At 44.0% G+C, this 24503-nt stretch carries 24 protein-coding genes; 3 read left to right on the top strand and 21 right to left on the bottom strand.

Annotated features, from left to right (window positions below):
• Nucleotides 1-11: 11 nt before the first annotated feature.
• Nucleotides 12-863, bottom strand: a complete 852-nt coding sequence (locus IFO66_RS02470; protein WP_192023580.1) for a DUF72 domain-containing protein — start codon at nt 861-863, stop codon at nt 12-14.
• Between the two features lie 488 nt (nt 864-1351).
• Here IFO66_RS02470 and IFO66_RS02465 point away from each other — a divergent pair, with 488 nt between their 5' ends.
• Nucleotides 1352-1732, top strand: a complete 381-nt coding sequence (locus tag IFO66_RS02465; protein ID WP_192023579.1) for a c-type cytochrome — start codon at nt 1352-1354, stop codon at nt 1730-1732.
• Nucleotides 1733-1837: 105 nt separating this feature from the next.
• Here the strand turns inward: IFO66_RS02465 and glsA are convergent, their stop codons facing one another.
• The 4 genes from glsA to IFO66_RS02445 all read right to left on the bottom strand — a co-directional run bounded on the left by glsA (nt 1838) and on the right by IFO66_RS02445 (nt 5226).
• Nucleotides 1838-2773, bottom strand: a complete 936-nt coding sequence (gene glsA / locus IFO66_RS02460) for a glutaminase A (RefSeq protein ID WP_192023578.1) — start codon at nt 2771-2773, stop codon at nt 1838-1840.
• 206 nt (nt 2774-2979) lie between these two features.
• On the bottom strand, nt 2980-4050 hold the full coding sequence (locus IFO66_RS02455; RefSeq protein WP_192023577.1) for an aromatic acid exporter family protein: 1071 nt from the start codon (nt 4048-4050) through the stop codon (nt 2980-2982).
• A 574-nt stretch (nt 4051-4624) separates the two neighbouring features.
• Nucleotides 4625-4825 carry a cation transporter gene (locus tag IFO66_RS02450; RefSeq protein ID WP_144990833.1) on the bottom strand — a complete coding sequence of 67 codons (201 nt, stop codon included), beginning with the start codon at nt 4823-4825 and terminating at the stop codon, nt 4625-4627.
• A gap of 32 nt (nt 4826-4857) precedes the next feature.
• The gene (locus IFO66_RS02445) at nt 4858-5226 is read right to left on the bottom strand and encodes a metal-sensitive transcriptional regulator (protein WP_192023576.1); all 369 of its coding nucleotides are present in this window, start codon (nt 5224-5226) and stop codon (nt 4858-4860) included.
• A gap of 183 nt (nt 5227-5409) precedes the next feature.
• On the opposite strand from IFO66_RS02445, the gene IFO66_RS02440 reads away from it, so the two are divergent.
• Entirely contained in the window at nt 5410-6360 is a 951-nt protein-coding gene (locus IFO66_RS02440) for an L-lactate dehydrogenase (RefSeq protein ID WP_192023575.1), read from the top strand.
• 204 nt (nt 6361-6564) lie between these two features.
• On the opposite strand, the gene IFO66_RS02435 is transcribed toward IFO66_RS02440, so the two are convergent.
• The 5 genes from IFO66_RS02435 to IFO66_RS02415 all read right to left on the bottom strand — a co-directional run bounded on the left by IFO66_RS02435 (nt 6565) and on the right by IFO66_RS02415 (nt 12034).
• Nucleotides 6565-7422, bottom strand: coding sequence for an SMP-30/gluconolactonase/LRE family protein (locus tag IFO66_RS02435; protein WP_192023574.1), 858 nt, complete (start codon nt 7420-7422; stop codon nt 6565-6567).
• A gap of 24 nt (nt 7423-7446) precedes the next feature.
• Complete coding sequence (locus tag IFO66_RS02430) at nt 7447-8922, bottom strand: nicotinate phosphoribosyltransferase (RefSeq protein WP_192023573.1); 1476 nt, start codon at nt 8920-8922, stop codon at nt 7447-7449.
• 41 nt (nt 8923-8963) lie between these two features.
• Nucleotides 8964-9503 (bottom strand): cysteine hydrolase family protein, encoded by a 540-nt coding sequence (locus IFO66_RS02425; RefSeq protein WP_192023572.1) that lies wholly within the window; start codon nt 9501-9503, stop codon nt 8964-8966.
• Between the two features lie 74 nt (nt 9504-9577).
• The gene (locus IFO66_RS02420; protein ID WP_225445428.1) at nt 9578-10057 is read right to left on the bottom strand and encodes a PaaI family thioesterase; all 480 of its coding nucleotides are present in this window, start codon (nt 10055-10057) and stop codon (nt 9578-9580) included.
• A gap of 264 nt (nt 10058-10321) precedes the next feature.
• Complete coding sequence (locus tag IFO66_RS02415) at nt 10322-12034, bottom strand: long-chain-fatty-acid--CoA ligase (protein WP_192023571.1); 1713 nt, start codon at nt 12032-12034, stop codon at nt 10322-10324.
• Between the two features lie 76 nt (nt 12035-12110).
• On the opposite strand from IFO66_RS02415, the gene IFO66_RS02410 reads away from it, so the two are divergent.
• Complete coding sequence (locus tag IFO66_RS02410; protein ID WP_192023570.1) at nt 12111-12314, top strand: hypothetical protein; 204 nt, start codon at nt 12111-12113, stop codon at nt 12312-12314.
• A 62-nt stretch (nt 12315-12376) separates the two neighbouring features.
• On the opposite strand, the gene IFO66_RS02405 is transcribed toward IFO66_RS02410, so the two are convergent.
• The 11 genes from IFO66_RS02405 to recA all read right to left on the bottom strand — a co-directional run bounded on the left by IFO66_RS02405 (nt 12377) and on the right by recA (nt 24366).
• Nucleotides 12377-12850, bottom strand: a complete 474-nt coding sequence (locus tag IFO66_RS02405; RefSeq protein WP_337912555.1) for a YlbF/YmcA family competence regulator — start codon at nt 12848-12850, stop codon at nt 12377-12379.
• Nucleotides 12851-12914: 64 nt separating this feature from the next.
• The gene (gene miaB, locus IFO66_RS02400) at nt 12915-14465 is read right to left on the bottom strand and encodes a tRNA (N6-isopentenyl adenosine(37)-C2)-methylthiotransferase MiaB (protein ID WP_192023568.1); all 1551 of its coding nucleotides are present in this window, start codon (nt 14463-14465) and stop codon (nt 12915-12917) included.
• Between the two features lie 176 nt (nt 14466-14641).
• Nucleotides 14642-15211: a phosphate propanoyltransferase gene (locus tag IFO66_RS02395; RefSeq protein ID WP_144990850.1), complete on the bottom strand. Its 570-nt coding sequence runs from the start codon at nt 15209-15211 to the stop codon at nt 14642-14644.
• Nucleotides 15212-15334: 123 nt separating this feature from the next.
• Nucleotides 15335-16201 (bottom strand): 2-oxoacid:ferredoxin oxidoreductase subunit beta, encoded by an 867-nt coding sequence (locus IFO66_RS02390; protein WP_192023567.1) that lies wholly within the window; start codon nt 16199-16201, stop codon nt 15335-15337.
• A 1-nt stretch (nt 16202) separates the two neighbouring features.
• Entirely contained in the window at nt 16203-17936 is a 1734-nt protein-coding gene (locus IFO66_RS02385) for a 2-oxoacid:acceptor oxidoreductase subunit alpha (RefSeq protein ID WP_192023566.1), read from the bottom strand.
• Nucleotides 17937-18156: 220 nt separating this feature from the next.
• Complete coding sequence (locus tag IFO66_RS02380) at nt 18157-19116, bottom strand: dipeptidase (RefSeq protein WP_192023565.1); 960 nt, start codon at nt 19114-19116, stop codon at nt 18157-18159.
• A gap of 220 nt (nt 19117-19336) precedes the next feature.
• Entirely contained in the window at nt 19337-19597 is a 261-nt protein-coding gene (locus IFO66_RS02375; protein WP_006286829.1) for a stage V sporulation protein S, read from the bottom strand.
• A gap of 194 nt (nt 19598-19791) precedes the next feature.
• Nucleotides 19792-20586: a TIGR00282 family metallophosphoesterase gene (locus IFO66_RS02370; RefSeq protein ID WP_192023564.1), complete on the bottom strand. Its 795-nt coding sequence runs from the start codon at nt 20584-20586 to the stop codon at nt 19792-19794.
• 73 nt (nt 20587-20659) lie between these two features.
• The gene (rny, locus tag IFO66_RS02365) at nt 20660-22207 is read right to left on the bottom strand and encodes a ribonuclease Y (RefSeq protein ID WP_192023563.1); all 1548 of its coding nucleotides are present in this window, start codon (nt 22205-22207) and stop codon (nt 20660-20662) included.
• A 301-nt stretch (nt 22208-22508) separates the two neighbouring features.
• Entirely contained in the window at nt 22509-23177 is a 669-nt protein-coding gene (locus IFO66_RS02360) for a regulatory protein RecX (protein WP_192023562.1), read from the bottom strand.
• A 130-nt stretch (nt 23178-23307) separates the two neighbouring features.
• Nucleotides 23308-24366 carry a recombinase RecA gene (gene recA / locus IFO66_RS02355; RefSeq protein ID WP_192023561.1) on the bottom strand — a complete coding sequence of 353 codons (1059 nt, stop codon included), beginning with the start codon at nt 24364-24366 and terminating at the stop codon, nt 23308-23310.
• Between the last annotated feature and the right edge of the window lie 137 nt (nt 24367-24503).

The following is a 24503-nucleotide window of genomic DNA, read 5'->3' as shown; positions in this document are numbered from 1 at the left end:
TGTTTCATGAACTAATCAAATAACGATATTTGCCGTGGAGCCATCGGCGCAGTCTGCTGCCCTAGCAGCTGCATAAACTGTTTAGCATTACCCGCAGCATGTCCACCTGAATTGTTATTAAAAATGACAATGACGTGCTTAGAATGCTGCTCAAGCTGTCTAACATGCCCCACCCACTCTTGCAGCTCATCCACATTATAATTGTATAAGTACCGCACTTCTCGCCAATTATCGCTGCTAGCCTCATTTACCCATCCCGCTATATGCCGCCCATGCATACGTACCATCGTCATCTCAGCGTGCGTCCCCTCAATAACCGCAGGAATGGAACCTTCTCCTGCTTGGGGTTCGTCACATACGCTGTGAATCCAATTCTCTTCACGCATGAACTCAAGCGTCTTCTCACGCATATCACCTCGAAACCAACTTTGATGGCGGAATTCCAAAGCTATTGGTATTTCCCCCATCCAAGCACGAGTTCGCCGTAAAATATCTACATGTTTACGTTCGCATTTAAACCATGGAGGATATTGAAATAAGACACAAGCCAGCTTATTCGTCTCGATCATCGGTGCAATTGCCTGCTTAAATGTGTCAAACATGTGAATATTCGATGTAAATGTGGAATCCATCTTGCGATGACCCGTCATCCCTTGGTAAGCTTTCACTATAAAGTGGAAATTAGACGGAGTCTGGTCTACCCATTTGTGAACAACTTGTTGCGAAGGTACGGCATAGAAGGTGCTATCACACTCTACTGTTGCAAAATGTTCATGATACCGACCTAGCTTATTAGAACTATTCATCCCTATTGGGTACAACTCATCATGATCGCCCCATCCTGCCAACCCAACTTGGATCATTGCTGTTCCTCCCTTAATTTCTTGCTTGTATAATATAATCTTTGTCACTATTCATAAAGCTGTGATACTATATATTCGTTGGCTTACTTTTTCCATATTATTGATGTAGCGATTCACTTGCATTTCTATACATATCACACTCGGTAGACTCTAGTATGCTGCAAGTATACGATACAGTGGTTTGGTACATCAACGCCTCCTAGACGCCAACGCAGACAGGTGCCTCGCTCCTACACAACTAGATTTGACTTCTATTCGCATTAAAATATAATGTGCACAAGCCATACAGCAACACTCTAACTAAAACTGACACCTATTACTTAGCACTAGTACGTTACATCATCTTGTACCGCGAATCCTTAATTTGTGAATTAGGAGATTCGATTACATACTTATCCAGCATGAAACCATACACCTTAGATGACAAAGCATTTCATTGCGAGACTTTTGAAGTAAGCCTATACAAGCATATCAGGAGGAGAATGTTCATGGTTAATCATCTTAAGAAATGGATTATGGCTTATCTTTTGCTAGCAGCTGTTGCAACCGCTGTCTTCATTATGATGGAGAAGGTTGTCAATCCAGATGAGCCATTGGCTAAAGGCGGTCCAAAAGGACCAGAGATGCCAGCGGTCACTTTAGATGCTACTCAAGCAGAAGCGTTGTACAAGCAAAGCTGCTTGTCTTGTCATGGTGGTAATTTGGAAGGTGGAATTGGTCTACCTCTTAATAAAGTAGGCAGCAAGATGGATACGGAAGCTATTTACAAGCTTATACATGCCGGTAAAGGCAGCATGCCTGCTTTTGAGGGGCAATTGAAAGATGAAGAGATTGCTCAACTGGCTGCATGGTTAAGTGAAAAGAAATAAAATGATAATAGAATAGCGGTAGTGCCAACTAACTTGGACTACCGCTATTATTTTTGCAGAAGCAGTATACATATTGATGAAATGTAGTTGTTTTCTATTCTATTTTCAGAAAATACTCCAGTCCCAATCCTTGGATAAGCTGCGCAGCAATTGTACGCCGGCCACACTGTTCCCTTTACTGTTCAATGCAGGCCCTATGATACCGATACCCCATTTTCCAGGAACAACAGACAAGATACCTCCTGACACGCCACTTTTGGCTGGGAGTCCTACCTCAATCGCAAACTCCCCAGACGCATTATACATGCCGCAAGTAACCATAAATGACTTAGCTATTTGTATGTAGCGACGTGGAATCACTTGCTGCTTCGTTACCGGATCAACGCCATCAGAAGCAAGCACAAGCGCCATATGAGCTAGCTGCTTGCAATTTACAACGATCGAACATTGGCGGAAGTACACTTCCAACGTCTCTTCTACGTCATCTTCCAGTACACCGTTATCCTTCAAATAATATGCGATAGAACGATTGCGATGGGCCGTTTCTCGTTCAGATTCATATACAGCCTCGTTATAATCTAACCGATTATCGTGAGCCAAATGTCGAATAAATTGCAGCAATCGTTCACTCTTTTCATCTGGCCCCTCTCCTTGAATAAGTGAAGCAATTACAATCGCTCCTGCATTAATAAATGGATTAAACGGTTTACCAGGATCAACAAGCTCCAGCTTCAAAATGGAGTTAAAATCGTCTCCTGTAGGCTCCATACCTACCTTCTGAAATACCTCTTTCTCTCCACTATCCATCAATGCAAGCAGCAATGAAAATACTTTCGATATGCTTTGCATCGTAAAGTGTAAATCCGTATCACCAGATTGAAAAAACTGCCCGTCTGTTCCCCATAGTGAAATGCCTAGCGCATGCTGAGGAGCTGCGGCCAAGCCAGGTATATATTCAGCAACTCGTCCTTTGTAGGCTTCTTTCCGACTTTCCTCCACCCATTCATCTAGACGCTGCTGGTAAAAGCGCTCCGTCTGCATAGCCCTCTTCCTTCCAAGATGATGTCATCGCTATGTTGCCTTATTTTAGTTACAATCATCCACGACGCAAAATAAAAAAGGATCTCTGAACTGTTCAACGGACAGCAGAGACCCTTGCCAGTAATACGATTCGGTTAACTCTTACATGCCATACAAAATGAATCAAAGAATCATCATAATATCCTGACGATGAAGTGCACACCCATTTAACTATCCTTACTTTTGAACCAAGTTTTCCACCAAGAAGGAATTGGCTTACTCGCCTGAGTCGGCTCCACATGCCCCACGAGTCGATCCAAACGACTAATTTGGAATCCATACCGATACATCGATGATGCTACTAGTGCTAAACGCTGCATACCAGCCTCTTCGTCCGAACTATGCTTGATCATATCATTTAGAAACACATCCATCTTAAGCTGCATATCTTCGATTTCGGTACTTTCTGGCTTTACCTTGTCCTGCAGCTTGAGAAGAACAAATTCATGTCCCTTCATTAACGCTTCCACATGCTCATCAAAAAGCTTATCGATTGCCTCTGTCCGTGGTGATTGAAAATAATGCTCATCGATCGATTCCAACACATCCAAGCCCGTTCGAAGCGTGTGCACGAGCTGCTTATATACAACCAGTTGACGCGTATATCGATATTTAGGCTTATGAAGCTTCTTCGTCTCTTCCTCAAAGAGCTTATATTTATCAGTCAAAGTCGATACAGCTTTCTCCAGTTCATCCTTTTCCGCCTTGAACGCTTGCTCCTTCATCTCGTCGGAAATGACGGTACGAAGCAGCAGCGATAGACGATTAAATACAGATTGAATCTGATTGTTAAACTGCTCTTTTGGACGTGGAGGCATCACAATAATGTTGATTAGGCAAGCGCAAGCAATACCAATTAACACTTGTGAGAATCGATCTAGAGCGAACTGCCACTCACTCGATGCTTCCATCACGGCAATAACCGTAACTAGTGTCAAACCTATCGTGTCTTCCATCTTCATCTTCAGACAAATGACAATAACAACGATGCAAACGACTCCTATGGCAAATGGCTCATTAGAAACGATCATTCCCGCTGACAACGCTAGAATCGCCCCAAGCGTATTCGCTTGCAACTGCTCACGGAAATGTCGCCAAGAGCGATAAATGGATGGCTGAATGGCAAAAATAGCCGCCACAGCAGCTATGACCGGAGATTGGAAATGCAATAACTGACTAATATACAGTGCTAAGGTAACTGCTATTCCTGTCTTAAGTACGCGTGCTCCCAAATTCACAGCTACCTCCTTTTTAAACGTTTCATTTGATAATAGATATTCACTCGTTGCCTGATTTGTTGTCTAGCTCGAAAATGATGGAACCGTACCTTATTGTATACGCCCTCCGCTCTGCAAGCAAGTAGTCAATCTGTATGTCTTTTATTATATGATTCAGATCAAGATCAATCATACTAGATAAGCATTTCACTGAATCAGCGCAACTGTGCAGTATGAATCTCAAAGTAATGCAGCACTATCGTTTATAGCCCTCTGGACCGCAATAAACCCGCCTACAGCTATCAGACGGGTTTACTATCATACCATTTATTATAGATAAGGCAAACAAGTTAACAAGTGCAAGCGTTATGAATGACTGTCTCCTTAAGGTAATAACATGATTCCTACCTGCGCCCACCTGCACTAAAAAAGGCTTGTCTCCGCAGCAAAATAAGCTGTAGCGAGAACAAGCCGCATGGAGCCCCATCCCACTGAAAAGCAGAGTACAGAGTCATCCGTTACTATAATCAAGCATCAATCTACATATACAATCATCAAATACGATGCTTCCTTGATCCTATCCGGTACATGGAAATTAAACAACGTCGTATCCTTGATCTTCAATTGCTTCACGAACTTTATCCAATGAAACAACTGATTCATCATACGTAATCGTTACTTGCTTATCTGCCAAAGAAACTTCAGCTGTCGCCTTTTCATTCGCTACTGCTTTCTCGATGGCAGCCTTGCAATGACCACAAGACATTCCTTCTACGTTCCAAGTTACTTGACTCATTCTATTGTCCTCCTCAAAATAATGATTGTCGTCTACTTCATCAATTTATTCATGGTCGTGAGGAGCTCAGTTATCACTTCTTCTTCCCCAGCTTGAAGTCGTTCGACGACACAAGACCGGATGTGACCATCTAGTAATAATTTACCTACGGAATTAAGCGCTGATTGAATCGAGGCAATCTGATGCAGCACCTGATCGCAATACACGTCACGCTCAATCATAGACTTAACGCCGCGCACTTGACCTTCAATTCGATTAAGGCGATGGACAAGTTTCTGTTTTGTTTCTGCAGAATGATGGCTCTTGCGCACTCCATCTTCTTGGTGGCCAGCACACACCGTATCAGATGAACAACACGATGTTTGATCTTCTGCTGTTTGCTCTAGGTCTTTTTCTGTCATAGCCTTCCTATTCACCACCTTTACTCGGATTATATCATACCCCCCACCCCTATTCAACATCTAAAATGAATCAATTTCCTGTGGAGTGGTTATTGTATAATTGGGTCGCAAATAAAACCCTGCTATACTTGTTAATGTAAGAGCATTATCGTTTGAATCTATTACATAAAAGGAGTGTACCCGATGAATCCAACAAGTAAAGTTGCTAAAGTCGCTCTTATAGGTTCTGGTTTTGTTGGCGCTAGCTATGCATTTGCCATGCTCAACCAAGGAGCTGCTTCTGAACTGGTCATTATTGATGTTAATCATAAAAAGGCTGAAGGCGACGCCATGGACTTGAATCATGGTTTGTCCTTTTCGAGCAATATGCGCATTTGGGCTGGTGATTATTCCGATTGCAAAGATGCCGATATCGTAGTCATTACCGCAGGTGCTAATCAAGGCCCAGGGGAAACCCGACTTGATCTCATTGAGAAAAATGCGGCCATATTCAAGTCAATCGTAACCGCTGTCATGCAAAGTGGATTTGATGGTATTTTCATCGTAGCTACCAATCCCGTTGACGTACTTACGTACGCAACATGGAAATATTCAGGATTACCTGCACATCGTGTAATTGGCTCAGGTACGATCTTAGACAGTGCCCGCTTACGGTTTGAGCTTGGTTCTGAACTGAATGTTGATCCTCGCAACGTCCATGCATATATTATGGGTGAGCATGGTGACACAGAGCTGCCTGTTTGGAGCCATGTCAATATTGGCGGTCAGCCCCTAAAAGATTATATACACGCTCATGGCAAGCCAAGTCAAGAGACATTGAATACAATTTTTACAAATGTACGAGATGCTGCTTATCACATTATAGAACGTAAAGGTGCTACTTACTATGGTATCGCAATGGGACTTGCCCGTCTAACGACAGCTGTCCTGCGCAATGAGAACAGCATCTTGTCGATATCTGCATTGCTAGAAGGTCAATATGGACTGAATGATGTATACATTGGTGTTCCAGCTGTCATCTCACGCGATGGTATTAAACAAGTCGTAGAGCTGAAATTGGACCAAGAAGAACTAGACAAGTTCCATCACTCGGCAGATGTTTTGAAAAAAGCGATTCATACGGTTTTCCCCTAATTAAACAGGGCTGAGCATATAATGAACCTCGTCTCTTTCGACATCATTCAACTTCATCATGCATAAACATGCCCATTGCATGTCTATTTTTGCGATGAAGCGCGCTTTATGACTATTTCTGCGCTTTCCCGAGAAATAATAAGAGCAGAGAGCCATTCTAACGAGGCTCTCTGCTCTTTGCTTATCAGGTACTATGTTTTATCCTTATACAAGTCCAAACAAGCGACGACAGCGACCTGGGCGATCTGCACGGAATCGCTCTACATTGCCTTGATCCTGCACAGTAACATATACAGTACGACCATCTTCTCCACCGAACGTTACATTCGTTGGATTTTTGCCATGCAGCTGAATTTCTTCAATCAACACACCGGATGGATTGAGGATGGCAATTGTACCTTTACCATAGCGTGCAACGTACAAGTTTCCATCGATGTCGCAGCGCATACCATCTAGTCCAAAATCACTGAATTGAGCAAACAACCGCTTGTTAGAAATCGAACCATCTGCCGCTAAGTCATAGGCCCAAATACAGCGTTGAACAGATTCATTTACGTACAGCACATTTTCTTGCGGACTAACTTCAATTCCATTCGTCGTCCCCATGCCCGCTTCCAGCAAGGTAACCTGTCCATGCGGCATAATACGCCACAACTGACCAGTGTTATCCGCCCATTTCGGGTCACTTGCAAAGATAATATCGTGAGCGGTAATACAAATATCATTCGGTTGATTCATCCGTGGTTCATTCGCAAACACAGATAGTTTTTGAAATGCAAAATCATAAAGAAGTATGTTGTGCTTCGTGTAGTCCGCCATCAGCATCCGTCCATCTCGGGTGAAACGAATACCGTTCGCGATACTCCCATTCGGCAATTCTAGGAAGATAGAACTTGAGCCGTCGGGCGTAACACGCCCAATCGTCCCTTCACGAGCATAATTAACCGCGTATAGATTGCCTTGTCTATCACAAGCAGGCCCCTCAATACCACCTGTGAACCCATGTGCTGGAGTCCACACTTCACTCTTACGTGTCGTTACTGACGCTTCGTTTCCGCTCATCCTTCCCATCCTCTCTCCAATTAGCTATTCTTCTTGTCGCATCAATCGAAGTTTTTCCTTTTCCTGCACATACATTTCTATCATATCTCGTTTCAGCTGCCAAGCCTTCGTGCTGTAGTCAACATGAAATGGCTCAGGATTCTTTTTGCGCAAATGCTCCGGCCAGAACAGATTGATCTGCTGCTCATGATAGGCACGAATCTCCTCTAGCAGTGGACGTTCATACACAAGTTGTCCCGAGCGATAAATCGGCTTCAGCAGCTTTTCCGCCTCATATTGATCCACATATTTATGAATATATGGATGAAGCGGATCAAACAACTTCAGCTTCTGCTTACGCTCTACGTCTGACTCTGATGCCAAACACACGTAATCTGCAATCGCTTTTTGCTTCTTCGGATGAATAATACGGTATACATCCTTTTTCCCCGGCGCAGTAACCTTTTCAGGATTAGCAGAAATTTTGATTGTCGGCTCTAGTCGCCCATTAATCTCACGCGCCACAAGCTTGTACACGCCACCTAAAGAAGGCTGATCGGCTGCTGTAATCAACTGTGTACCTACGCCCCAGCTATCTACCCGAGCCCCTTGCTCCTTCAAGTCTGCGATCGTATACTCATCCAAATCATTCGAGGCGACAATACGTACTTCGTACAAGCCAGCCTCGTCTAACATTTTACGTGCTTCGACCGACAAATATGCCAAATCTCCACTATCTAATCGAATTCCTTGCAGCTTTTTACCTTTTTCACTCAATTGCTTCGCGATTTGGATCGCATTTGGGATACCACTGTGAAGCGTGTCATACGTATCCACAAGCAGTGTAACTTGATCAGGAAGGGCGTTCGCAAATGATTCGAAAGCTTGCTGCTCACTTGTAAAGCTTTGGACCCAAGCATGAGCATGCGTACCTTTCGTAGGAATCGAGAAACGCTTGCCTGCCAACATGTTGGATGTCGCATGAAAACCCGCTATATAAGCCGCTCTAGCTCCCCATAACGACGCATCTGCCTCTTGTGCACGACGGGTTCCGAATTCCATTAAAATATCATGTTTAGCCACTCGCTTAATCCGTGAAGCTTTTGTAGCAATTAACGTTTGGAAATTCATAAAGTTAAGCAATGCCGTCTCAATCAACTGTGTCTCAAACACACGGCCTTCCACACGTACAAGCGGCTCGTTAGCAAATACCAGCGTCCCTTCTTTTACAGCATCGATATGACCATTAAAGCGGAAATTTCTTAATTCCTCCAAGAATGCTGCATCATATTGCTCTTCCTGTTCACCCAAATAGGCAATATCGTCATCTGTAAAACGAAGCTGCTCCATGTATTCAATAATGCGCTCTAAGCCAGCAAATACAGCATAGCCATTACCAAATGGCATTTTGCGAAAGAACGCTTCGAATACCGTGTGCTGGTTATGGGTATCGTTTTTCCAATGCGCATACATCATATTGATTTGATATTTATCTGTATGTAAAGCCATTGAGTGATTCATTGCGCACCACTACTCCTATCCTTTTGTGTCTATCGTCGAAGCTAGCTGATGGTAGTAGCACCTAGCGAATTGCGGAAATGCTCTAACGCCCATACATGGGCTTGTCCATTGAAGGTAGCAACTGCACGTTCATGAATAACGATCTTATAACCTAAGTTATAAGCTTCAATTGCTGTATGAAGGACACAAATATCCGTACACACCCCTGCTAAATGAACTTCCTGAATGCCTCTAGCTCTTAATCTCATGTCCAAGTCTGTCCCACAAAAAGCACTATAACGAGTTTTATCCATCCAATAAATGCGGTCTTTATGCTGCTCATACACATCCATAAGGCTGCCATATAAGTCTCGACCGCTTGTCCCTCTAATGTTATGAGGAGGAAATAACTTGGTCTCAGGGTGATAAGGGTCCTGCTCATCATGGATATCAACTGCCATGACCACTTCATCCCCTTGGGCTACAAATTGCTCTACAAGCTCTGTAATCGGCTTTTCAATCGCAATAGCCGGTTCTCCACAAGGCAGCTTACCATCTACGAAATCTACTGTATAATCAATGACAATCAACGCTTTTGTCATGTTTCTTCTCCCCATTTCTACATAGGCTTCCAACTTGTACAGCCATTATGACAAATATGATTAAAAAGTCAATGCTATTTCTTTATACCTCGGAACGTTGCCGTGCCTATCGCACCTACTGTCCCATCTGCTTCGCGCACTTCTGCATAACAAGTTAGCGTTCTCTTACTGCTGTGCAGAACTTTTGCATGTGTCGTAATGACTGGACCTTTCAAAGGAGCAACAAAGTGAATATTCAAATTGCTCGTAACCATATTATAGTCCGGTCGCAAAGCACCAGCCATCATTCCCATCGAGTTGTCCAACAGTGAAGAAGACACCCCACCATTTACAATACCCAGCATATTCATATGGTGTGGTCCTACTTCCAAGCCAATAACCGTCTCTTCTGCTGTTATCGAAACAACTTTACAACCAAGAAACCCCCAAAAGGTTGACTCTGCCTTCTCTTCAAGTGCAGCCCAGTCTTCATGAGATATGAACATCTCTGCTTCTTTGTTTCCCTCCAAAATGCTATTGTTATCATTCTCATTCGTATAGTCTAGGTGTTCCATTCTATTATCCCCCTTGCCAAGATGACGAGCTACCAACCTATGATGATAGTTCGTTTACAGTCAATCGCGCATTACTAACCGTAACTACAATTCAATGAACGATTGACTGCAAACACTTCTACAAATTTTTGTGTGCTTGTAAGTTAACATTACCCTATGGAGTCCCTTGCAATCAACCTGAATGTCCACTCCCACTGCACATAGCATCTAACCAAGTTTAAAGAGCTCCCGTAGCTTCTGTAAGCATGTAGATGACCGTAATGTCTATTCGTCCTTTGGTGGTTCAGAATGGCCCTCAGGCTGCTTCCTAGCCGCCTCTTCTGCTACTAACTGACGCCGCAGTACTTTCCCGATCATCGTTTTTGGAAGCTGCGTTCGAAACTCCACAATCCTTGGAACTTTAAAAACAGCAATCCGCTCCCGACACCATTGTTTAATAGCGTCTTCATCTACACCCGTCGCCTTGTCATCCAAGATGACAAATGCCTTTACCGTTTCTCCGCGATAGGCGTCCGGTACACCGATAACAACTGCTTCCTTAATCGATGGGTGTTCGTATAACACTTCTTCAACTTCACGAGGGTACACTTTAAATCCACTAGCATTAATCATATCTTTTTTACGATCTACGATATAGAAAAATCCCTCTTCATCCATTTTACCTAAGTCTCCGGTGTAGAACCATCCTTCTTTTAAGACAGATGCTGTATCTTCTGGCCGTTTCCAATACCCTTTCATCACTTGTGGGCCGCGGACAACAACCTCCCCAATTTCCCCGATTTCAACTTGTTCGCCTGTCTCTGAATTTACAATCATCGCATCTGTATTCGGATAAGGTATGCCAATTGAGCCTAATTTGCGATACCCCCATATATTATTGGCATGGCTAACAGGCGATGTCTCGGTTGATCCATACCCTTCGATAAGCCGTCCACCTGTAATGCGTTCAAACTTTTCCTGCACCTCATGTGGTAATGGAGATGCACCACTAACACAAGCACGAATCGTGTGTAATTGATACGATGAATGATTAGCGTCGTGAATTATGGCATTATACATTGCCGGCGCACCCGGAAAAATCGTCACCTTATATTTCTCAATTTGCTGAAGCACTTGTTTCACTTCGAACCTAGGCAATAAAATAAGCCTACCTGCGTTATAAACCGATTGATGTAGCAGCACGGTTAAACCGAACACATGGAAACAAGGAAGCGCTGCCAAAAATACTTCTTCGCCTCGTTTAGCACGATAGAACCACTGCGAACTTTGCACCGTATTGGCTACCAGGTTATAGTGTGTCAGCATAACGCCTTTAGCAACCCCTGTCGTGCCTCCTGTATACTGGAGTATCGCTACATCTTCCTGCGCCTTTACTTCAGCAAGGACAGGCGTAGAACTGCATGTACGCAGCCAACGCTTAAAGCGAAAGATGTCATCACCAGCCGGCACAACAGTAGACTGACCATCTTTCTTCATTTTTAATGGGTACAATACATTTTTGGGGAATGGCAAATACTCGGCAATCGAAGCAACGATTATCGTTCTTAAGGACGTTTTTTCTCTTACTCTTGATACCCGCTCCATAAATAAATCTAACGTAACAAGTACAGATGCTTCTGCATCATTCAGCTGATGGGTAAGCTCCCCTTCCTTATAAAGCGGATTCGTCATGACCGCAATTGCCCCGTAAAGGAGCGTACCGAAGTAAGCAATCATCATCTGCGGACAATTCGGAAGCATGATAGCTATACGTTCTCCCTTGCTCACACCCAGCTGTTCCAGCCCATTTGCAAATTGATACGCCGAACTAAGCAGTTTCTTATAGGTCAGATTGTAGCCCATAAATGAACATGCATACTGGTCAGGATGTGTTTCTGTCGCATGGACAAGCATATGTCCTGCATTTATTTGAGGATATTCATACGAGGGTGCTACTTCACTTGGGTAATGCTGCAGCCAAGGCCTTGAAACATCCATCTTCGTCCCTCCCTCTCACATCTAAATAGAGACAAGCATGCCATCATCTTTACGATTGGATAGAGGGACAGATTGAATGAATTCGCCTGTAGAAGACGTGCTGGAGCAGCTTGCCGTATACGGTATCTCAACTCAGATGATGACCTTTATCTTTTTATGTTATGCGGATATTTATAAATTTGTCGCCTATGAAAGATTTATTTCTGTGCATATACAAAAAAAGCATCCCGCTCACTACGAAAAGGTGAGATGGCATGCTTCTTCGTTCGTCTTATTTTAAAAGATGTGCCTTACTACGCACGTGCAACCATTCAACCGCACAATACGCAGCAAACCCCTTTCTTAGTCACTGCAGGTTTCAGGATCATCAGCACGACCCGCTTCTACATTGATTTTTTCCGAAACGGAGTCACGAATAACACTCATGATTAACTGCAACAAATAGTTTACATCCGTTTGACTTTGCTGGAACTGCACCACAAGTGGGACGTTATCAATCTCATCTTGTAACGCTTCTAGTTCAGCTTCAATCTTTTCGACCATAGCCGTATTGTTGAAGGATTCAAATGCAACAATCTCTTTCTGCTTCTTCTTGAGCATTGCGATTGTTTTTTGTACGTGCTCATGCTTCTGAATCAACTTCTCCGCTTCTTGGTACTGTTTAACTTCCTCTGTCGTGCAAATTAGCTCTGCCAAATGCTTCGCCTTCTGCATAATATCTTCACGCACAAGCACTTCAGCCGCTTCAAACTTAGGTACACCACATGCTGATTTTGCTGCAGGCTGGCTCTGTTTCTCTTTGGATTGCTGTGACACCTCAATCTCCCCCATCTACAGGTACAATCTTCCTTTTTCATTGTACCTGATACTCTTATCATTTTTAAGAACTCATCTGCATCTTTTCTGTGACAAGCTCGCCTTTTATATAGAAAGATTTAATATCTGTCACTTGCACGTGTACAAACTGACCAATCAACTCTTTTGAACCTGTAAAATGAACGAGCCTATTCGTACGAGTACGGCCTGATAAGATTAGTTCATTATTTTTACTTTCACTTTCAACGAGCACCTCTACCGTCTCACCGAGCAATTTCTCATTGCCCTTGCGGCTATAGCCCTTCATCAAATCATTTAGACGTTGCAATCGTTCCTTCTTCACTTCCATAGGTACATTGTCTTCCATCTGAGCTGCTGGTGTTCCTTCACGCGGCGAATATATAAACGTAAACGCCTGTTCAAACTCCACTTCCCTCATTAACGACATTGTCTCTTCAAAATGCTCGTCGGTTTCGCCTGGAAAGCCTACAATAATATCTGTCGTTAACGATACGTTCGGAATGGCGGCCTTAATTTTATGTACCAGCTGTAAATAATGCTCTCGTGTATACTTACGGCTCATCTTCTTCAGCACTGCACTGCTGCCCGACTGAACAGGAAGATGAATATGCTCTACTAGATTCCCCTGCTTAGCCAGCACTTCGATGAGATGGTCGTCGAAGTCACGAGGGTGGGAGGTTGTAAAGCGAATACGTGGAAGATCAATCGTACGAATCTCATCCATAAGATGCCCAAACGTATACGTTCTATCAGTGAAGTCTTTCCCGTACGCATTTACATTTTGACCAAGCAATGTAATTTCCTTATAGCCTTGACGTGCAAGCTCTCGAACTTCTGCAATAACATCCTCTGGCAGACGGCTCCGTTCCTTACCTCGCGTATACGGTACGATACAATAGGTACAGAACTTATCACAGCCGTACATAATATTGACCCATCCTCGCATGCCTGCACGCTTCTTAGGTAGGTTTTCGATAATGTCGCCTTCCTTAGACCACACATCAACAACCATTTCTTTATTGAACAGCGCATCACGAACGAGGAACGGCAGACGATGTATATTATGAGTTCCAAAAATAATATCAACAAATTGATGCTTACTCATGATGCGATTCACGACATTTTCCTCTTGAGACATGCAGCCGCACACCCCAAGTATAAGTCCAGGCCGCTCAAGCTTCAATGTTTTGAGATGCCCTAATTCTCCAAACACTTTGTCTTCTGCATTTTCACGGATCGCACATGTATTTAATAAAATGATGTCCGCTTCCTTGCGATCCTCTGTCTTCTCATAGCCCATCTGTTCGAGCAATCCACTCATCGTCTCTGAATCATGCTCATTCATCTGACAGCCAAACGTATAAATGATGTAGCGCTTACCATTACCAATCTCACGCAGCGTTTCAGGAACCGCATCTTCATAATGCACCTGAATGTCCTGTTTGCCACGCTGCTTTTCTTGACGCTGATTAGGTTCTGACATAATATAAATTTCACGGCCATTAAGACGAATCTTCTTGCCGTTCTCATCCTCTGAAATGACTTTGGCCTGAGAAAAGTCAAAATACTTAGCGTAATCCTTCCCCTTGCTCATCCTCTTGGTCACTCCTTTTTTATTTATAATTTTGTCTACAATCATCATTCATTTGATCTCAAAGTGAGTTCGAAACACAATCCAGAATATTATACCATTGATTTCTATTCGATTCCAAGATAGGACGATGCAGGAAATTAAAAAACGGCCCCTTCGGGACCGTTTAAAATGCATTATTAGTCGATAATTTCAGCTGTATCGCCGTTCTTAACACCAGCAGCATTCGCTTCATCTGTATCGATATGCATGTCCAATGCAAATGTTGGATGCACACGAGCAAGTACATTTTCGAATACAACGCCACGCTCTCCGCCTACGCGAACACGCAATGTCTGCTTATCTTGAATGCCCCACTTCTCTGCATCAGATGTATGGAAGTGAATGTGGCGAGCAGCAACGATAACCCCTTTGTCCAATACGACTTCACCATGCGGCCCTTTAAGAGTAACACCAGGTGTATCAGCAATAGCGCCAGATTCACGCACAGGAGCTTTAATGCCCAAAGCGAAGGAATCCGTACGAGAAACTTCCAATTGGGATGCTGGACGAGCTGGTCCCAAAATACGAACTGTATTGAAGGAACCTTTAGGTCCGATAACTTCTACTGTTTCTACTGCTGCGAATTGTCCTGGCTGGGACAATGCTTTGAATTCTGTTAGTTGAGCACCTGGTCCAAATAGTGCCTCAATGTGCTCTTGTGTTAGATGAATATGACGACCGGAAACGCCTACTGGTACAGTTTTCATGTTTCTTCCACCTCTCGCTTGTCTCTCTAGTTCATATACCAACTTTTATTATACTATGAAAATAAAAAAAGCATACATCTTTCGACATATGCCTTTTTAACAATTAATTGAATTCATTTATTATTACTTAAACTCTTTAAGCAATCCATTGAAATCATCTTGAGACAAAGTCAGATCGTGATGCGCCAAAGACTCTTGAGAGAATCCTGGTACCAAGTTCTCATAGGAGCGACGGGAAGTATCTTGATAAATAAGTCCTGTAATCATTCCGTTCGTCTCCATCAGCTTCGTCATAGCCATCACTCGGTTCGTTGGATCGTAGCCTTCTACCGTTGCCAAGTTAACGATATTCTCTTTAAACCAGTCATACGTGTTAATTTTGTTAAATGTGACACACGGACTGAACACGTTAATTAAAGAGAAACCTTCGTGATTGATGCCTTGCTCGATCAAAGATGTCAGCTGCTTCAGATCGCTAGAGAACGATTGAGCCACGAATGTCGCTCCAGCCGCCAATGCAATCTCCAACGGTGCTAACGTTGTCTCAACCGAGCCTTCCGGTGTACTCTTCGTCTTAAAACCTACAGCACTACGCGGAGAAGTTTGCCCCTTTGTAAGTCCGTAGATCTGATTATCCATAACGATATAAGTTATATTCACATTACGACGAATCGCGTGCACGGTATGTCCCATACCGATTGCAAATCCATCGCCATCGCCACCAGAGGCAATAACCGTCAAATCACGATTTGCAAGTTTTACCCCTTGTGCAATTGGCAATGCACGTCCGTGTATGCCATGGAATCCATATGCATTCACATATCCTGAAATACGACCTGAACAGCCGATACCTGAAATAACAGCTAGTTGTTCAGGCTCCAAGCCTACGTTGGCCGCTGCGCGTTGAATCGCTGCTTGAATCGAGAAGTCACCGCAGCCTGGGCACCAGTTCGGCTTCACATTGTTGCGAAACTCTTTGAACGTTGCCATCTTACACCAACTCCTTGCTTCGAGAATAGATTTCGCTTGGTAGGAACGGCGTTCCGTCGTACTTGAGCATATTACGAACCTTCTCCGCACATCCTACATTAAGCTTAATTTGATCCGCCAATTGTCCTGTTGCGTTATTTTCCACAACAACAATTTGGCTTGCTCGATCCGCATAAGGCTTGAACAGCTCTGTTGGGAACGGATAGATTTGACGAACCGTAATATGGTTCGTTTTGATGCCCTCTTGCTCAAGTCGAGCACGAGCCTCATCAATTGTACCGCCAGTAGATCCCATCCCCACGATAAGAAGTTCTGGCTCTTCGTAAGACGCATCTACATGAATCGCATTCGTAATCTGCAAGTTGTCTAACTTGGAAAGACGTTTATCCATCATCTTCTTGCGATTAATGGAGCTCTCAGATGGACGTCCAATCTCATCATGCTCTACACCTGTCACATGATGAAGGCCGCCTTTTTCACCTGGAATAACACGAGGTGAAACACCATCCTCCGTAAACTCATAACGTTTGAACTGCGCATGCGTCTCCAAGAGCGGTACATCCGATACTAGCTTGCCACGATTGATGACAATACGATCGTAGTCCAGCATTTCACAAGATTGCTTACCCAAGGAGAGCTGCAAGTCAGTTAACACGATAACTGGACATTGATATTGCTCCGATAAGTTAAATGCCTCGATCATGTCATAGAAACACTCTTCAATAGAACTTGGAGAAATAATAATCTTTGGAATCTCTCCATGTGTGCCGTAGATCATCGCATTTACGTCACTTTGCTCCTGCTTCGTCGGCAAACCTGTACTTGGACCCCCACGCTGTGTGTCTATAATGACAAGCGGCGTCTCTGTCATACCTGCTAAACCGATAGCTTCCATCATCAGGGAAAGACCAGGTCCAGCAGAAGCCGTCATCGTACGAACACCTGCATAGTTAGCTCCGATAGCCATCGTTGCTGCTGCAATTTCGTCTTCTGTCTGCACAACCGTCCCACCGAATTTTGGCAGTTTTTTAATTAAATATTCCATAACTTCAGAAGCCGGTGTAATTGGATACGCAGACATGATTCTGCAGCCTGCTGCCAATGACCCAAGTGCCATCGCATCGTTACCGATCATAAATAGCTTCTGTTTACCATCAGCAGGCTCCAATTGGAACTCATCCAAAGGACCGCCCGCTTGTTCTAATACAAACTCAGCCCCACGACGAACTGCATCAATGTTTTTCTCTACAACAGCTGCGCCTTTACGCCCGAACTCTTCTTCAACCGCTTTATTAAACACTTCTAAAGGCAGGCCTAATAAAGCCCATGAAGCGCCAGACGCCACCATGTTCTTCATAAGAGAAGTTCCAAGTTCTTCAGCGATAGCTGTAATTGGTACTGCAAACAATCTTGCAGTTACACCTTCAGGCACCACTGGATTAAACTTCGCATCTGCAACGATAACGCCGTTATCATGCAGTTCATGTCCGTTCAGATCAATGGACTCTTGATCAAAAGCAACGAGAATATCTAAATCATCTGAAATGGCACGAATAGGCTTCGTGCTAATACGAATCTTATTGTTGGTATGTCCGCCTTTAATACGCGATGAAAAGTGTCGGTAACCGTATAAGTAATAACCTAGACGATTCAATGCAGTAGAGAAGATCCGGTCTGTACTTTCCACACCTTCACCCTGCTGACCCCCGATTTTCCACGACAATTGACTAATCAAGCTCGCCCACTCCTTTAAGGTGACTCGAAAATACTGCCTATCCATGTTACACATCATTTCGCATCTTGTAACTATTAAATAGTTGGTAATGGCTTATTGGCCTGAGTCATAATCATTCTATGTCCAGTCTTAGTAAAAGGCAAGCGTTTTCCCATCTTCGCTCATAGCACCTTGAGATAAGTACGATGCAAAGTTGTGATAGGTAAAAAATATTAATTTACTATGCCCGCTTCGGCAAATAAGTTCTAAGGAACCTATTTGCGTTCTCGTATGCAATTTTGTGCATGACTGCGCTGCCATAGCGCTGCTCAATCATCGCAAGTAAGTTTGGATGATGCTCAGCATGCTCTAAGTTTTGAATTTTGTCATCAATACCATCAAAGTCTGAGCCAAGCATCAGATGATTCTCTCCACCTAATTGAATAATATGATCGATATGCCCCAGCAAGTCCTCTATCGTGACAAGTTCTTTTTCTGCGACGAATAGCGGCACATAAGTCACACCTATTCTTCCGTCCCGTGAAATGATGGCACGAATCTGATCATCTGTCAGATTGCGAGGATGCGGCTGCAAAGACGCACAGTTGGAATGCGAAGCAATCACTGGTCGTGTTGTTCCGTCCATCAACTCCCAGAATGCACGTTCATTTAAATGTGACACATCGAGCACAATTCCTAATCGATCACATTCATCAATTAGCTGCCATCCTTCTCTCGTAAACCCACCAGAGCGAGGTTCTCCAGCACCATCTACAGCCCAATTAGCATGATTCCAGGATAAACCGATAAACCGTACACCTAGTTCAAACAACGTACGAACATATACCATGTCCCCTTCTAATGCATCTACTCCCTCTAAAGAGAGAATAGAACCGATCAATGAACGATCATGTTCTAGCGTCTCCAAATCTTCCTTCCATTTCACCCAATGCATTTCTGGTAATACAGCAATCTGCTCACGGAACAGATCGATCGCACGCAGCACTTGGGCAAACCGCGGAGGTCCTATTAATGGGGCTGCTTCTAAATAAAGCGCAAATACTTGCATGCCAACTTGGCCTTGCTTCAATCGCGGCAGTGTAATATCCATCAATTCTGCAGCTTCAAAGTTAACCTTATTCTCATAAAGCATTTTATAAAGTACATCACAATGGAAATCAATAATTTTTGTGTTTTTCATGCGATTCTCATCCCTTCTGTCTCTACCCATCTGTCTCCCATCGCTGCCTTTCATTATAGCCTATTCCAGCAATCTAGGCATCTTCGTCTATATACGATATGCCTAACTATGTATACACTAGGTCACTCTCTACAAAAATATACAGCAAAAAACCTGCTTACAGCGTAAACAGGTTAGTACGTTCTCTTAGCAGTTTCATCTTAGTTGCCTACATCCTCTCTTATCTTGGCTCTACAATTAATTTGATTGCCGTACGATCCTCACCATCAATGACAATATCGGTGAATGCCGGTATGCATATCAAATCTACACCGCTAGGCGCCACAAATCCCCGTGCAATGGCGACCGCCTTAATTGCTTGGTTCAAAGCACCTGCACCAATCGCCTGCAGTTCGGCCGCTCCCCTTTCACGCAAAACCCCTGCTAACGCACCAGCTACCGAATTTGGATTGGATTTTGCTGAAACTTTTAATACTTCCATGAAAGTACCTCCTCGGGAATAATGGTTGATTCCACTATTACAACATATTCGTAAACAGGCTAAAAATACCACCAATATATCCCTATACCCCAATTGACCGAAGCAGAACCTCCGTCTAACTTGGGCAAGCAAAAAAAAGAACCTTAGCTGCATATAGCATGTATACAGCCAAGGTTCTCGAAATATTCATAATACTAGCTCATAATCCACTCATCTTCGCGGATACGAATTTTTTCAATACGTACCGCTTTTCCTGTTGAATCATCAATATCAACAAGGACAGCATGGAAATGCCATTTTCCTTCACATACTGTGAAACGAACAGGTAGTTGGGTCTTGAACTTGCGAAGCACCGCATCTCGCTCCATGCCAAGGACGCCTTCTTTGGAACCTACCATTCCGCAGTCTGTCAAATATCCTGTTCCATTTGGCAAAATCGTATCATCATTCGTTTGCACATGGGTATGTGTACCAACAACGAAAGATGCTCTGCCATCCAAATGCCAACCCATTGCGATCTTCTCAGATGTCGCTTCAGCATGGAAATCGACTAGAATCGCTTTGGACTGCTTACCTGCACGCTCTAACAACTCGTCAGCCGTACGGAAAGGGCAGTCGATTGCAGGCAGGAACGTCCGCCCTTGAAGATTAAGAATGACTAATTCTTTTCCATTCGCCTTAATCGTCGTCATTCCTCTTCCAGGTGTTCCTGGAGGGAAGTTAGCCGGACGAACGACACGCTTCTCTTCATCAATCCATTCAAATATATCACGGTTATCCCAAGTATGATTCCCCATTGTAAAACCATGTACACCGAGATCCGCGAATTCTTTAATAATTGCAGCAGTCACACCACGTCCACCCGCTGCATTTTCCGCATTCGCAATGATAATATGTGGGTTATGTTTGCTCTTCAACTCGGGAAGAAGCGTCTTCACTGCTTTGCGCCCTGTGTTGCCCACGATATCACCGATAAACAATACTTTCATCGGAAATAAGTCCTCCTTAACAAACGGAGAAGTGGCCGACGCGGCCACTTCTCCAAGTCCAATACGTCTATTATTATTTGGCGTATTCCACCGCTCGAGTCTCGCGGATAACTGTAACCTTAATGTGCCCCGGATAATCCAGTTCACTCTCGATTTTTTTCGTAATCTCGCGAGCCAGACGATACGCTTCCGTATCATCAATCTTCTCAGGCTGTACCATGACACGAACTTCGCGTCCAGCTTGAATCGCGTACGATTTATCAACACCTTCGAACGATTCAGAGATATCTTCAAGCTTCTCCAGTCGTTTGATGTATGTTTCAAGCGTTTCGCGACGAGCTCCCGGTCTCGCAGCAGACAGTGCATCTGCAGCAGCAACGAGCATTGCGATAATCGATGTTGCTTCGCAATCACCATGGTGGGATGCAATACTGTTAATAACGACAGGATGTTCTTTGTACTTCTTCGCCAGCTCTACACCGATCTCTACGTGAGATCCTTCTACTTCGTGATCTAACGCTTTTCCGATATCGTGTAGTAAGCCTGCACGCTTAGCAAGAGTTACGTCTTCACCAAGCTCTCCAGCCATCAACCCTGCCAGATACGCAACTTCCATGGAATGCTTAAGTACATTCTGTCCATAGCTTGTACGGAATTTGAGGCGACCAAGAATTTTAATTAAGTCAGGATGCAAACCATGCACGCCCACTTCAAATGTAGCTTGTTCACCATATTCACGAATACGTTCATCCACTTCTTTACGTGATTTGTCAACCATCTCTTCGATACGCGCTGGGTGAATACGTCCGTCTGCAACCAGCTTCTCAAGTGATGTTCGAGCAATCTCACGACGAATTGGATCGAATCCAGACAAGATAACCGCTTCTGGAGTATCGTCGATAATAAGATCAATACCCGTAAGCGTCTCCAATGCGCGAATGTTACGTCCTTCACGACCGATAATACGGCCTTTCATCTCTTCGTTCGGCAAAGCAACGACAGATACCGTAGTTTCAGCCACATGGTCAGCCGCACAGCGCTGGATTGCTAGCGTAATAATATTACGTGAGCGCTTGTCCGCCTCTTCTCGAGCTTGCTGCTCGATTTCTTTAATCATTTGTGCTGTCTCATGACGAACTTCTTGCTCGACATTCGTCAAAATAATCTGTCTAGCGTCTTCCATGGACAGATTCGATATGCGCTCCAATTCCGAAAGTTGTTGTTGATGGATGCGCTCAACTTGTTCTTGTGTCTCTTCAATCTGCTTCTCTTTGTTAGCTAGTTGTTCCTCTTTACGTTCGAGCGAATCTAACTTTTTATCCAACGACTCTTCTTTTTGTACGATTCGTCTTTCTTGACGTTGAATTTCGTTCCGGCGTTCACGGATATCTTTCTCCGCTTCGGTGCGAACTTTGTGGACATCGTCTTTTGCTTCGAGCACTGTTTCTTTCTTTAGTGCCTCCGCTTCCTTACGCGCGTTATCCACGATTTGTTCCGCAGCATGCTCAGCACTCGTTATTTTCGCTTCCGCCAGCGATTTGCGAATCAGATAACCGATTCCAAACCCCAAGAACAATGCAGCCACAACGAGAACGATTGCGAGCCAAATGTTGACGTTCATTGCCTCACCTCCCCGTTGGTTACTCCAAGCACTGCTTGGGACAGGTTTCATTTGTTTTTGTTACAGTTTCAATTGATTCATACTCATGGATCGACCGGCACCCCTAAGATGTCGGTAAAATTGCATGCATTCGCACACACGATCATCACCCCTACATAGTGACAATCGGAACTATGACATTGGCGAAATGAATCAGCTAAAATCAACTTCTGGAAGGGGAAATTGATTTCGTGAAAATAAAGATACATGTTCATTTTATTATTCAGGAAAAGATATTGTCAAGCAAAGCTCAACTTCTCTTTTACCAAGTCTCTTCCCCTTGATCGTTTCTGACTGACTCATCAGCCACCTGTTGAGCTGCCTTACGCGACATTTCACTTGAAAAACCTCTTCTTGCTAAGTAGGCTGCAACTTTATTCTTTCGAATATACGTTTCACCACGCGTTTGACGCCACTTCTTCGCAGCGGCTCCGACTGCACTTTCCCATTCCTGCTCAGGATCAATAGACTCGATGGCTGTGCGAATGTGATTCTCATGCACGCCTTTTTGCTTTAGCTCCTGTCGAATCCAGCGACTGCCTTTGCTATGTCGAGTAATTCGCTGCTCTGCCCATTGCTCTGCATACGCAGCATCATCTACAAGCCATTCACGCTCCAATCGATCCAGTACGATAGGTATCGTCTCGTCGTCATACTCCTTCTGCTGCAAATACTTGGCCATTTCCATCCGTGTACGAGGCTTGCGCTGCAAATAGGTCAACGCCTGTATATAGCCTTTGTGCTGTTCATCCGCTCGTATTATTTCCTCTAAAAAGGAAATGGACACCTCTGAGCCTTTCGTAAGGCGATACTTTACTATCGTATCTTCATGTACATTAATGGACTCAGCATTCTCAAAAAAAACAATGTATCGATTTCGCTGTTTCTCATCTAGCTGGACTTTTACTATTATCGTCTCATCTTGCTGCATCTATATCCCCCTCATTGGCTATTGTGTGACCTGTCGCAATAAGGAAGGCGCTTTTTCATACACGTAACGTGATAACTACAACAAAGACAAGCACCTCTACCATCTGGCAAGGTGCTTGTCCATCATCCCATTATTCAGCATCAAGCGCCAACAATTCTTCCTCGTCCTCATCACTTTCGTCCTGAGAAGATGCAGGAATAACAGTGGTCAAGTTACTAGCATCACGAATTAAGTTCTCGATCTTCAATGACATTTCCACATTCTCTTTCAAGAACTGCTTCGCATTTTCACGGCCTTGACCCAAACGTTCGCCTTCATAGGAATACCAAGCACCACTCTTCTGAATGATGTCTAGCTCCGTTCCAATATCGACGATGCTACCTTCTTTGGAAATTCCTTCACCGTACATAATATCGATATCTGCTTGCTTGAATGGAGGAGCTACTTTGTTCTTCACAACTTTAATTCGAGTACGGTTACCAACCATATCGTTTCCTTGCTTAATCGTCTCAACGCGACGAACATCTAGACGCACAGAAGAATAGAACTTCAATGCGCGACCTCCCGGAGTTGTCTCAGGGTTACCAAACATAACCCCAACCTTTTCACGCAACTGGTTAATGAAGATTGTAATCGTCTTCGACTTGCTAATCGCACCAGAGAGCTTACGAAGGGCTTGGGACATAAGACGGGCTTGAAGACCAACGTGGGAATCACCCATGTCACCCTCAATCTCAGCCTTTGGAACGAGCGCTGCAACAGAGTCAATAACGATAATATCAACAGCACCACTGCGAACAAGCGCCTCAGCGATCTCTAACCCCTGCTCACCTGTATCCGGCTGGGACAGAAGCAGTTCATCAATGTTAACACCAAGCTTGCGTGCGTATAATGGATCAAGCGCATGCTCCGCATCGATAAACGCAGCTTGTCCACCAGTCTTCTGCACTTCAGCAATCGCGTGCAATGCAACAGTCGTCTTACCTGAAGATTCCGGTCCGTATACTTCAACAATGCGCCCACGAGGAAGTCCACCTGTGCCGAGCGCTATATCCAACGCTAAAGATCCACTTGGTACAATCTCAACCTGCATATGGTTGGATTCGCCCAACTTCATGATGGAACCTTTACCGAATTGCTTTTCTATTTGACGTAATGCCATCTCTAATGCTGCTTTGCGATCTGACACACACTCACATCCTTCATTCATTTTGTACTCTTATCATACCTTTTTTCGAGACGATGCACAAGCATTTTTTCGAACATACATTCGTTTTTTTCCACCCACCCCTTCCAGCATCAACCATATAAACTACAGTCAATTAG

The organism is Paenibacillus arenosi, assembly GCF_014841135.1.
Classification (GTDB): domain Bacteria; phylum Bacillota; class Bacilli; order Paenibacillales; family Paenibacillaceae; genus Paenibacillus_B; species Paenibacillus_B arenosi.
The sequence above is the reverse complement of the archived record's forward strand: the minus strand, read 5'-3'. Positions and strand labels throughout refer to the sequence as shown.

Coding starts and splice junctions, on each gene's coding strand:
- IFO66_RS02465 (WP_192023579.1), top strand. CDS start 1,352: ATGGTTAATCATCTTAAGAAATGGATTATGGCTTATCTTTTGCTAGCA.
- IFO66_RS02445 (WP_192023576.1), bottom strand. CDS start 5,226: ATGACAGAAAAAGACCTAGAGCAAACAGCAGAAGATCAAACATCGTGT.
- glsA (WP_192023578.1), bottom strand. CDS start 2,773: ATGCAGACGGAGCGCTTTTACCAGCAGCGTCTAGATGAATGGGTGGAG.
- IFO66_RS02370 (WP_192023564.1), bottom strand. CDS start 20,586: ATGAAAGTATTGTTTATCGGTGATATCGTGGGCAACACAGGGCGCAAA.
- IFO66_RS02410 (WP_192023570.1), top strand. CDS start 12,111: ATGAATTCGCCTGTAGAAGACGTGCTGGAGCAGCTTGCCGTATACGGT.
- IFO66_RS02380 (WP_192023565.1), bottom strand. CDS start 19,116: ATGAAAAACACAAAAATTATTGATTTCCATTGTGATGTACTTTATAAA.
- IFO66_RS02415 (WP_192023571.1), bottom strand. CDS start 12,034: ATGGATGTTTCAAGGCCTTGGCTGCAGCATTACCCAAGTGAAGTAGCA.
- IFO66_RS02395 (WP_144990850.1), bottom strand. CDS start 15,211: ATGAAAACTGTACCAGTAGGCGTTTCCGGTCGTCATATTCATCTAACA.
- IFO66_RS02450 (WP_144990833.1), bottom strand. CDS start 4,825: ATGAGTCAAGTAACTTGGAACGTAGAAGGAATGTCTTGTGGTCATTGC.
- IFO66_RS02425 (WP_192023572.1), bottom strand. CDS start 9,503: ATGACAAAAGCGTTGATTGTCATTGATTATACAGTAGATTTCGTAGAT.
- IFO66_RS02470 (WP_192023580.1), bottom strand. CDS start 863: ATGATCCAAGTTGGGTTGGCAGGATGGGGCGATCATGATGAGTTGTAC.
- IFO66_RS02390 (WP_192023567.1), bottom strand. CDS start 16,201: ATGGCAACGTTCAAAGAGTTTCGCAACAATGTGAAGCCGAACTGGTGC.
- IFO66_RS02420 (WP_225445428.1), bottom strand. CDS start 10,057: ATGGAACACCTAGACTATACGAATGAGAATGATAACAATAGCATTTTG.
- IFO66_RS02375 (WP_006286829.1), bottom strand. CDS start 19,597: ATGGAAGTATTAAAAGTTTCAGCAAAATCCAATCCAAATTCGGTAGCT.
- rny (WP_192023563.1), bottom strand. CDS start 22,207: ATGAACGTCAACATTTGGCTCGCAATCGTTCTCGTTGTGGCTGCATTG.
- IFO66_RS02440 (WP_192023575.1), top strand. CDS start 5,410: ATGAATCCAACAAGTAAAGTTGCTAAAGTCGCTCTTATAGGTTCTGGT.
- IFO66_RS02435 (WP_192023574.1), bottom strand. CDS start 7,422: ATGAGCGGAAACGAAGCGTCAGTAACGACACGTAAGAGTGAAGTGTGG.
- miaB (WP_192023568.1), bottom strand. CDS start 14,465: ATGAGCAAGGGGAAGGATTACGCTAAGTATTTTGACTTTTCTCAGGCC.
- IFO66_RS02360 (WP_192023562.1), bottom strand. CDS start 23,177: ATGCAGCAAGATGAGACGATAATAGTAAAAGTCCAGCTAGATGAGAAA.
- IFO66_RS02430 (WP_192023573.1), bottom strand. CDS start 8,922: ATGAATCACTCAATGGCTTTACATACAGATAAATATCAAATCAATATG.